Consider the following 10,940-nt stretch of genomic DNA (forward strand, 5'->3'; position numbering starts at 1 on the left):
GATCGGCAATTCACTTGTTCCGCGCCAATTCTTTATCTATCTTCTTGCAGAGCAAATGTGGAAGGAATGCAACACTCTTCGTACAAAGCAAATACTATAGTTCGGGTCTGTCACCATTCAAGCTTTTTCCAAGCGTCTCACGATCAACAAGAAGGGGGCAATTAGACAGTTATGCGGGATTTCATTTAATTTAACTAAACAGAGGAATTCATGGAAATATTAGCATTTTCCCATTTAGCTTTCAACGAAGAAGACTCTACTAACAAAGAGTTTACTGCTTGTGTAGATTTCAAAAAGCTATCTAGTGTTGGAGCAATGGGTTTATTATCTGCTGCTACTTTAGCTGTAGGAATGAATGTAACTGCTGATTCTGCCTCCGCTTATTACGGTGGTGGTAGCTATGGTCGTTATGGTGGCTATGGTGCCTACGGTAGTTCTGGTCGTTATGGTAGCTATGGTCGTAGCTCTGGCCATTATTATAAGAAAGTTGTTAGTCGTTCCTACAGCCGTTCCTATGGTAGCTATGGTGGCTACAGTCGCTATGGTCGTTATGGTGGTTATGGTGGCTACGGTAGTAGTTACGGTGGTGGCTATGGTGGTGATTGCTACTAAGTTTTTAATCGCCTAAGAGTCCACAATTTTCAGATAATTGTGGACTTTTAAATTTTTTTGAATATTCTGCATAAATAATCTACCTAACATGGTAGCTTAGTAATGCAACCAGGGAAATCATCAGATTTCCTTGGTTGTTAACAGCCTAAATTAAGGCTCTACCAAAATTAAATTTCCTTTTTTTGAGTGTCGCACTGCAAAAGAAACCCAAAACGCTATAAGGCAAGTTGGTAAGGCACTTATAAAAAAAAGTTGTAAAACATTACTCATCAGAGGAGTTATGGAAACACTAGCATATTCCCATCTAGCTACTGCCGAAGAAAGTTCTATAGTTGAGCCTACCTTTGAAGGAGTGAACTGGAAAAAGTTCTCTACATTAGGTATGATGAGTCTTCTATCAGCTGCTACTATTCTAGGTGCTATTAGCGCGACTGCTAATTCTGCTGCTGCATGTCACTATAAGAACCCTTGCAGTGGTTATGGTCACGCTCGCCATTATGGCAAAGGTTATTATCGTCCCAAGTATCGTCATGCTTCTTATAAGGGACATCGCCGTCATCGTGGATATTATTTGAGCCATGGTAGTCGTGGACATCAAGTATCCAAGTTGCAACACCAATTAGGAATGATGGGCTATTTTCATCATCATCGTGCAACTGGCTATTTTGGGCCTAAGACTAAATATGCAGTTAAAGCATTCCAACGCGATCATGGCTTAAGGCCAGATGGAATTGTTGGACGTCACACTAGAGCAGCTTTAGGTTTCTATTAAAAATAAAATTTAGCTTCATTGCTAATGGTGATGAGGGTAAAAAATGAGTAGGTGGAGTTATCGCCAATTTTAAGTCTATGGAAAGAATAAGGTTACAGACTGCGGTCAGTGGTTCTCATGGAAACAGGGAGCTAACTCCACAGCTGCTCATATGCTTTTGGGTAAGTTTGGGTAAGTTTAGTAGAACGGTTACTCAAATAATAAAACATCAGAGCTTTTAACCTCAAAGCATTTCAAGATTAATAGTTAATTCCAGGAGCAATACTCCAAACCAATTGCTCCTGTTCATCTAAATATAAGTATCCCTAAAATACCCAATCTCATATATCAAAAGTATTTAGTTGTTTCACCCAGAAACTGTAATACTAACCAATAGAATCTTAACAGAAAGCTTGGAACCTAATATAAAGCTCTGAAAATGATTAAGGTTATTGATAATCTGGCTGATTGATAATTTGAGTATAAAGCCTCCTCCTAGAAAGCTCCTAGAAGAGAGAGTTGATGTTTACTCCAAAAATCGAAAGTGATCGAGGTATTTAACCGCTCTAAACACCTAGCTATCTAGCCAATAAACTGACCTTGAAAACTATAGTGAATTTTCATTAGCTAATATTCATAGTTTTTTGCCAAGGTGGAGAGGCAGTATATTTACCATAAAATAGACTAAATTTCCAAAAAGATTTCAGCCAATAGAGAATAATTTGCTTGAGATGTTGGAATAGTGTTTGGTATTGATTGACATGAAATGTAGGAGTTCTTAACATATTTCCTACTCCCCTATTTTATAAAGATAACTCTATATAATTATTGTAATCTCCTGACTAATCATTTAGGTTAGTCCTCTTAATTAAAGTTAATAAATAATAAATTAAAATTTAAAGAAAGCAGATTTTTCTCATTGAAGGTAAAATCTGGTTTTTAATTTACCGAAAAATTCAGTCTAAAGCCTTGCTCTTAAGCAGCCAATTTTATGTTATGGCAGGGAATAAGGAATAGTGAGAAAAATATTTCCCTGTCTAAGGTTCATTGTTAGTCTATGTCCTAACTAACTCATTCCTTGCTATAAGTGGACTAAATCTTGGCGTACCCTTGCGGAGCGCAAACCAAGAATCCTGCTTTCAGAAGAATCTCCTTATCTGACTACCAGAAAGTATATCAATTTCGTAGAACTAAAACAGGACAATGAGAATACCTGACAATTCGTTCAGCAACCGATCCTAGTAAAAATCGACCAAGACCACTATTTCCTTGGGAGGGAATGACAATCAACTCTGCTTTTTTTTCCTGAGCATAGTCCAAAATTTCTGAGCTAGGAGTTCCGATCGCCACACGAAAATTAACACCTTCATATTTAGCACCTTGAATCCGTTCGTGAAATACCTTTTCGATGTGCTGTTTGCGACTCTGGTCATCTACAGTATGCCACCTTACTCCTGGTTCAGCAGGATTAAGACGAGGTAATACATGAAGAATCCATAAATAAGAAGGATCTCGAATAAATTCTAGAGCTACATCGATCGCCTCAACAGATTCATCGGAAAAATCTATGGGCACAAGTACGGAATTTTTGGAAAATATATTCATTATATTTATGATGGATAAACTGAAGAATGTTATATAGCAGGGAACAGGCAACAGGCAACAGTGGGAAAAACATTGCCTAGTCTAAAACTCATCATTAGCATTGGACTTATACCATTTCTAAATAGTAATGCTATGTTTGATTACCATCTCCCCTACTCCCCTACTCCCTTACTCCCCTACTCTCCTACTCCCCACTTAGCAGGTCTTATCTCTCCTTGACTAAGACGACCCATATAATTTTGTAAATCCTTTGCTACTTGAGCGGATAAAAAATAGCCTCCCAAGATATTAGGAAAAGCCATCGAAATCAGAGTCGCATCACTAAAATCAATTACTGAAGAAGGGTTTGATACCGAACCAACAAAAGCAGCAACCAAAAACAAGATTTTGTAAATAATCAACCCTCTACCACCAGACAAATAATCCCAACAACGTTCGCCGTAGTAACTCCAAGAAATCATCGTGGAAAAGGCAAAACAGAAAACAGCGATCGCTAATAAAATGGGAAACCATGCCAAAACAGTACCAAAAGCAGCTGAAGTTAACTCTGCACCTTTCTTAGCTTCGCGCAAAGCAGCAAACTCATCTGCAATATATACCTTAGTAATCACAATTACCAAAGCAGTCATATTACATACCACAATAGTATCAATAAACGGCTCCAACAGTGCTACTAAACCCTCACGAATAGGTTCATCAGTTTTGGCCGCAGAGTGAGCGATCGCTGCCGAACCCACACCAGCTTCATTAGAAAAAGCGGAACGCTGAAAACCTTGAATAATTACGCCAATAATACCACCCTCTACTGCCTTGGGAACAAAAGCACCAGAGATAATAGTAGCGATCGCCCCAGGAATTTCTGTAATATTAACCAACAGAATAAATAAGGAAGCCAAAACATATAGCAAACACATCAAAGGTACAAGAGTACCTGCCACCATACCAATGCGTTGAATTCCACCAATAATTACTAATCCAACTAAAACTACCAGCACCAAACCATAACCCCAACTAGGCAAACCTGGCAATACATTAGCAACTGCACCGTAAGACTGATTGGCCTGGAACATATTAGCGCCACCGAAAGCAGCAGAAATGCACAAAATAGAGAATAGTACAGCTAACACCCGGCCAAAAGTCCTCTGTCCCATTTCTGCTAAACCTGCGGACAAATAACGCATTGGGCCACCAGAGATAGTACCGTCTGGTTGAACAATGCGATATTTTTGAGCCAAAGTACATTCCACAAATTTACTGGTCATGCCAAAAAAACCAGCAATTGTCATCCAGAATGCTGCACCAGGGCCACCGATACTCACAGCTACAGCTACACCTGCGATATTACCCAATCCTACTGTTCCAGACAATGCTGTTGCTAAAGCTTGAAAGTGAGAAACTTCTCCTTGGTCATTGGGGTCGTCATATTTTCCACGGACGATATCAATAGCGTGTTTAAAGGCTCGAATATTAATAAATTGCATTCGGATGGTGAAAAATATTGCACCTATAAGTAGCCATAAAACTATGAAGGGAAAGCCGCCGATTTTAAAGAAAAGAATACTAAATATTACACCTACGAAACTTGAAAAGGTTCGATCGATGGTTTGAATAAAAGTCTGTCCTGTTTCAGGTTCTTGGGCTAAGGCAACAGTTGGTATTAATAGAAATAGGAGTATATATAGCCAAGTTTGTCTTTTCATATTTTAATTTTACCTACTAATCATTTTTGTTGAATTAGACATTTATACCATTAATTTATAAATATTTCAGGCATATAGCATATAGAGGTCTGATTTTAGTCATACATAAAACATCTTGAAATTGGGAAATAGGGATAGGGAACAATTAATAATTAATAATTAATAATTAACAATTACCTCTTCTTTTCAAGGAGAGGATTGACGCGGAGTGTGAAAATTTTTTCTTTTTTCTTGGTCGATGGTCGGACAGCGAGGAGACCCGCTCTTGATAGAGTCACTGCCTCTTTCCTCCGGAGGAGGAGCTTTCCTATGGTCATGCTGCGCAAACGCTAACGCTTTACATGTTGCGGAGCAAAACGCCATCCCACCCTTAGGGAAGCTCCGAAGATCGACCGCTTTTCTTCTTTAAAGGAGAGGCTTTAAACCTTAATTATTCGGTAAGAGATTTTTTTGAGGAACAAGACTACGAAAAATGATTTATTTTGTGAATTTTACAACTCTATTGTTGTTCGATAAAATGGTTAAATAAAATGCTTATTTATTTTTCACATAATATATATTAATACTACTATATATAAGTAGGCAAGCCTTAATTAAAGGCAAAATAGAGAAGTAGTAAAAATTAACGCTCATAATTATTCCAGCTAGATTAAAAATTAATCTCATAGAGTCAGAATACCAAGAAATATTGAATTTTAGTCACGCTCTAAATGTTCTATTCTATGACGGATTAAATTAACAAATTACTAATTGGAAAATTACACTTAATTTGTTTGTTAATTATTTACATCAGATTTACTATGACTACAGTAATTCTAATCAAATCGATATAAATTTTAGTCAAATTGAGTACAAAAAGAACAAATTTATTGATTGATATAGTAATTTCATTTGAGTTGCGTAAAAAACCTGGTAGCTTTTAGGCAACAGGCAACAGGTAAGAAGGTTTCCCGGACTTTTTACTGTTAGTAAATAACCAACTCTTATTTGACATATCATTTAAAAACGCTATAGTCCTGCGCGCATAATGGTAGATGGGGATGAACAACGGCGCTTCATGGGAGAAAGATACGAGCAAGGGAGCAAGATGCTCCCACTGTTTTTGTCCTTGAGCAAAAAAATTACAATAGACCACCAATGAAAATGCACCACCACCTATTGATTTTATATTTATAGCAGTTGCCATTACTCTATTTAACACATCAAAAGGGCTTTGTTGCACAAAGGGAGAAATTACGGTAGAAAGATTCAGTAAGTGGTAAAAAAACCTGAACTAGGTACAGATGAGTAAGTCCAAGTCCAAGTCTTCCTATAGAGATAAGTAACTGGTCAGAATATAATGCTGCCTTAAAGCAAAGGGGAAGTCTAACATTTTGGCTATCTGAAGAAGTGATAGAACAGTGGCTCAACCTTGAAAAAACAGGGAGTCAGGGAGCATCCAACACCTATAGTGATGTGGCTATTGAACTAATGGCTACCCTGGGAGCTTTGTTTAGTTTGGCAGGACGGCAAACCGAGAGGTATGTGAGAATCTATATTTGGTTTGATGGAAATAGATTTACCAGTACCAGACCATAGCACTTTGTCTCGGCGCTTGAGTAAATTGACCATAGAAATACCAGTGAAGCCAACAACAGAGGCCATTCACCTGGTAGTAGACTCTACAGGGGTTAAAATATATGGTGAGGGAGAATGGAAAACCAGAATGGTAAAATTTAATTTTATCGGCATTGGTGATTTGAGGAACGAAATCAGTAATATCATGTCCGGTTGAACAGTTATAAAATAAATAACGACCGAGGAGGACCGAGTCAGGAGGGAAGAAAGAAGAAGGAGAAAGTTTTTTGGTCGCGTAAGCAGAACGGAGTTCTATCGCGTTATTATCCGGACATGATATAATTTAGGTAAATTAAGAGTCATTCAAAGATGGCAAAATTAGATGTTGTCTTTACTTAATTTCAGGAAAAGCACTTTTCTTTCTCCTGACTCCTGTACGGGTAAACGGCAGTTTGCCTCTACTGACTCCTGACTCCTAAATAATTAAAATTAATATCATACACTAATTCAGTAACGCCATTCGATCGAGGTTTACTTGAAAATTATGTGGCAACACGCAATTATCACGGGTGGTTCTAGTGGTATAGGTAAAGAAATAGCTAAACTACTTGCTACAGAAGGAAGCAATATATCAATTATTGCTCGTAACCCGAAAAAACTGGAGGCAGCAAGAGCGGAAATAACTGCTACTATTGTTAACCCAGAACAAAAAATTATTACTATCTCCACAGATGTTGCGCACCGGGAAGCAACAGAAACTGCTATACATCAAGCAGTCAAAGAAATAGGTACGCCAGATTTGTTGATTACTGCTGCTGGTATTTCTCACCCTGGTTATTTTCGAGAGTTGCCAATAGAAATTTTTGAACAGACTATGGCAATTAATTATTTTGGTTCCCTCTATTGCGTGCGGGCAGTTATACCAATGATGGAACAAGAAAAAAAAGGGCATATTGTGATGATTTCTTCTGGTGCTGGTTTGATTGGAATTTATGGTTATACTCCTTATTGCCCCAGTAAATTTGCCATTAGAGGTTTGGCAGAGTCTCTGCGTGGAGAGTTGAAATTGTCTGGAATTTCTGTTTCTGTAGTTTATCCGCCAGATACAGATACACCACAGTTGGAGGTAGAGAATAAAACTAAGCCTTTGGAAACTAAACGTATTACTGCAACTTCTGGAGTCTGGAGTGCTGAAGATATGGCTGTTGAAATTGTGCGGGGAATGAAGAAGAAAACTTTCGCGATCGCTCCTGGTTTGGAAATGACTTTGCTGGATAAACTTCATAGTTTATTGGCACCAATAATTCGGTGGTATATGGATTTAATTGTGGTTCAAACTTTAGGTAGTAGGGGTTCAACAATTAATAATGAATAATTACTTCTTATTTTCAAGGAGAGGAATTTTACCTTAATTATTCGATAAAGAATGGACAATTTATGTCCAACAGTGGGACAAAAAAGTTAATATTAGTTAAGCTTATATTTTTTTTCAAATATATTTGGAATTTAAACTGAATTTTCCCAAAAAAGTTCAAATGAGCTATTTAGGGGGAAAAATAGGGTGCGCTAGCACAGCAAAACGAAGTAATGGCGTTTTTTGGCCATTTATCAAAAGCATTGATATGTAAGGAATACATCAGTATTGATTTGAAGGAAGTTTTGGTGTATTTTTGAGGTAAGTAATTCGCTCTGCGTAGGTGCTTATTAAAATGATTTAACAAAGAGAATAAGAAAAAGTGAGTGGGAATGCGATCGCGCAGCTAAACGTAGTTATCGTGTCAGCAAAACATAGTTTGATCGCAATTTGCCCAAAATATGCTGTAATATCATGTCCGGTTGAATAGTGATAATTAAAGCTCGTAGTAGGGCTTTAGCCCTAAGCATAGATCTTTCTGGGGCTAAAGCCCTACTACAAACAAAAACTTTTTTATAACTAATTATCCGGACATGATATAACTTCTGCCTTCTGCCTTCATTTTAATTAGCCATAATAAATCAGCTATCTTTAGTCATCTAAAGATGACTTCTGCTGTGAGCCAAGAAATTTATTTCTTGGCGGATTGGTGGATGACAAAGCTACGCAACTTTATACCTGATGGCTCGCCAATCTCCTCAAGCCAACCTCCCCAAGCCAAGCCAAGCCAAGGATTGAAATCCTTGACTGATAGCTTAAGTCATCTAAAGATGAGTAGATTATCTATACCGTCTTTTTATATTGTGGTTAATTAGTGCAACCTGATATTATTTCTGATAACTGATAACTGATAACTGATAACTGATAACTGACCTACCCACGAACTAAACCACTGAAACCTGCTACCCAGAGGGATGTTAATATCCAACCAAAGATTATGTGAACCCATAGGTACCATCTTAATAAGCGACCTGCTTTTACTTTGAATAATATTAATGGAATTTCTTTACCTTTTTGAGAATTTGGCAGCCAATATGTTTGTTGATGTAGGTCAACTATGGGGATGAATGTGTCTAATGAATATAACCAGAAGTTAAATTCTGGATAGTCTATATCAATGGTTTTATTGTTAGGTTCTTCGGTATATGGGCTAATTTCTGAAGCTGGTGAAAATAGGCATTTATTATTTGATATTGAGTTGGAACAATTGTAATGACCTAAAGCAAATGAAGTCCACCCAATGGATATAAAAATAGAACTCCAAACTAAGGCTTTTGTAGGTTTATAGCCGTATGCAATTGTGATATCTAGAAAGTAATTCCAAAATTTACTTAATCTGTTGAGTTTTGGTCGAATGTCTCTTTCTTTATGAATTAATATTTCTGTCGCGGCATCTGGATCGCCTTCTTTTTTTAATACTTCGGCTAATTGTTCATAAGTTTGAGGAAAAAATTCTGGTTGAAGTCTCAGCCATTTGAGGCGGGTTTTGGCATCTTTTAGAACTTTTATATTATCGTCTGTTCCAAGTTTCTGATATATGAAACCATCAAGGTTTATATTGTTTTTTTGAGGCCAGCTTTCTTCGTCGTCTCGGAGGCGACCTATTCTGGCAAATTGTAGGTCGATTTTCATGTAGTGAGTTTCTATTCTTTGATTTTCTTTTTGAAGTAGTGATGCAATTGGATTGTTTTTTATATTTTTAATGAAAGGATATAGGAGGCGTAAATATAGGGGGAAAGTTACTTTTTCTTGTTTAATTTTTACCATACTTAATGTGTCGTCTACTCTGGCACTAACTAAATAAATGTTCCCTTCAAAAGTTCCTTTATCTAATAAAATATCTCCGTCAACATTGATTCCTTCGGCAGATAAAACATTTCCTTTTTCGTTGGAAAAGTTGCCTTGAGTGCAGTCAAGATTTCCTTTAATATTTGCTGCTGTTAAATCTACTTTGCCTTCAGCTTTGAAGCCATTGGTTAGACTGATGTTAGTTTTAACTTCTATATTCTGAGCATCGAGCGCGTATTTTTCTGGATTAGAGAAATGACCTTTGCGACAAAAGAGTTTGCCGCCAATATTAGCTCCAGATAGGCTGACTTCTCCCTCAGCCTTGAAATCATTACTTAGAAAAACAGATTCTTTGACTTCTATATTATTGGCAATAAGTGCATATTTTCCTTTATTAGAGAAATGACCTTGACGACAATCTAGTTCACCACCAATAGTAGCTCCAGATAGACTTACCCTACCCTCTGCCTTGAAACTTTCTCTCAGAAAGACAGAACCTTTGACTTCTATATTTTGAGCATTGAGCGCATATCCTTCTTTATTAGAGAAATGACCTTTAATACAAGAGAGTACACCACCAATAATAGCTCCAGATAGAATGACTTCTCCCTCAGCTTTGAAATCATCACTCAGAAAGACATTAGATTTAACTTCTATATTCTGAGCCACGAGCGCATATCCTTGTTGATTAGAGAAATGACCTCCATTACAAGAGAGTTGACCGCCAATAGTAGCTCCAGATAGATTGACTAGACCCTCTGCCTTGAAACTTTCTCTCAGAAAGACAGAACCTTTGACTTCTATATTCTCAGCAAAGAGCCCATATCCTTTTGGATTAGAGAAATGACCCATAATACAAACGAGTTTATCACCAATAATAGCTCCAGATAGATTGACTAGACCCTCAGCCTTAAAACAATTGCTCAGAAAGACAGAAGCTTTGACTTCTATACTTTCAGCAATAACTGCATCTTTTCCTGGATTAGAGAAATGACCATCACTACAGTTGAGTTGACCACCAATATTAGCTTCTAATAGAATGACTCTACCCTCAGCCTTGAAATCATTACCAAGAAAGACAGAACCTTTGACTTCTATATTCTGAATATTGAGCGCATCTTTTCCTGGATTAGAGAAATGACCATCACTACAGTCGAGTTGACCACCAATAGTAGCTTCAGATAGACTGACTCTACCCTCAGCTTTGAAACTTTCTCTCAGAAAGACATCAGTTTTAACTTCTATACTTTCAGCCAAGAGTGCATCTCCTTCTGGATTAGAGAAATGACCATCACTACAGTCGAGTAAACCAATAGTAGCTCCAGATAGAATGACTCTACCCTCAGCTTCAAAACCTTCTCTGAGAAAGACAGAATCTTTGACTTCTATACCCTGAGAGCCTCGCGGGGCGCGGCCCGATGAATGAACGCCACCTTGTTTCGGCGGATGACCGCGTCACCGGGGCGGTGACCGAAGGCGGCGAAACGATGCTGCCTTTGTCCGAGGTGTCGCG

General features: G+C 37.7%; 10 protein-coding genes. 5 read left to right on the forward strand and 5 right to left on the reverse strand.

Annotation, left to right across the window (positions count from 1 at the left end):
* Window positions 1-210: 210 nt before the first annotated feature.
* The gene (locus tag F6K13_RS04930) at window positions 211-612 is read left to right on the forward strand and encodes a hypothetical protein (RefSeq protein ID WP_192901086.1); all 402 of its coding nucleotides are present in this window, start codon (window positions 211-213) and stop codon (window positions 610-612) included.
* A gap of 280 nt (window positions 613-892) precedes the next feature.
* The gene (locus F6K13_RS04935; protein ID WP_124154248.1) at window positions 893-1,384 is read left to right on the forward strand and encodes a peptidoglycan-binding protein; all 492 of its coding nucleotides are present in this window, start codon (window positions 893-895) and stop codon (window positions 1,382-1,384) included.
* 602 nt (window positions 1,385-1,986) lie between these two features.
* Here the strand turns inward: F6K13_RS04935 and F6K13_RS04940 are convergent.
* From F6K13_RS04940 to F6K13_RS04955, 4 genes are all read right to left on the reverse strand, one after another.
* Window positions 1,987-2,148 carry a hypothetical protein gene (locus tag F6K13_RS04940; protein WP_161564424.1) on the reverse strand — a complete coding sequence of 54 codons (162 nt, stop codon included), beginning with the start codon at window positions 2,146-2,148 and terminating at the stop codon, window positions 1,987-1,989.
* A gap of 391 nt (window positions 2,149-2,539) precedes the next feature.
* Window positions 2,540-2,968, reverse strand: coding sequence for a universal stress protein (locus tag F6K13_RS04945; protein ID WP_124144204.1), 429 nt, complete (start codon window positions 2,966-2,968; stop codon window positions 2,540-2,542).
* Between the two features lie 176 nt (window positions 2,969-3,144).
* Window positions 3,145-4,668, reverse strand: a complete 1,524-nt coding sequence (locus F6K13_RS04950) for a sodium:alanine symporter family protein (protein WP_124144205.1) — start codon at window positions 4,666-4,668, stop codon at window positions 3,145-3,147.
* Window positions 4,669-5,587: 919 nt separating this feature from the next.
* Entirely contained in the window at window positions 5,588-5,854 is a 267-nt protein-coding gene (locus F6K13_RS04955; protein WP_124144206.1) for a hypothetical protein, read from the reverse strand.
* A gap of 131 nt (window positions 5,855-5,985) precedes the next feature.
* Here F6K13_RS04955 and F6K13_RS04960 point away from each other — a divergent pair, with 131 nt between their 5' ends.
* The 3 genes from F6K13_RS04960 (at window position 5,986) to F6K13_RS04970 (ending at window position 7,600) form a co-directional block, all read left to right on the forward strand.
* Window positions 5,986-6,246 carry a transposase gene (locus F6K13_RS04960; protein ID WP_275670322.1) on the forward strand — a complete coding sequence of 87 codons (261 nt, stop codon included), beginning with the start codon at window positions 5,986-5,988 and terminating at the stop codon, window positions 6,244-6,246.
* Complete coding sequence (locus F6K13_RS04965) at window positions 6,215-6,442, forward strand: transposase (protein WP_124144208.1); 228 nt, start codon at window positions 6,215-6,217, stop codon at window positions 6,440-6,442. Before F6K13_RS04960 ends, F6K13_RS04965 begins: the two co-directional genes overlap by 32 nt.
* A 327-nt stretch (window positions 6,443-6,769) precedes the next feature.
* Window positions 6,770-7,600 carry an SDR family oxidoreductase gene (locus F6K13_RS04970; RefSeq protein WP_124144209.1) on the forward strand — a complete coding sequence of 277 codons (831 nt, stop codon included), beginning with the start codon at window positions 6,770-6,772 and terminating at the stop codon, window positions 7,598-7,600.
* Between the two features lie 912 nt (window positions 7,601-8,512).
* On the opposite strand, the gene F6K13_RS04975 is transcribed toward F6K13_RS04970, so the two are convergent.
* Window positions 8,513-10,684 (reverse strand): hypothetical protein, encoded by a 2,172-nt coding sequence (locus tag F6K13_RS04975; protein ID WP_287286937.1) that lies wholly within the window; start codon window positions 10,682-10,684, stop codon window positions 8,513-8,515.
* Window positions 10,685-10,940 lie beyond the last annotated feature (256 nt).

Source organism: Okeania sp. SIO2B9, assembly GCF_010672505.1.
Taxonomy (GTDB): Bacteria; Cyanobacteriota; Cyanobacteriia; order Cyanobacteriales; family Microcoleaceae; genus Okeania; species Okeania hirsuta.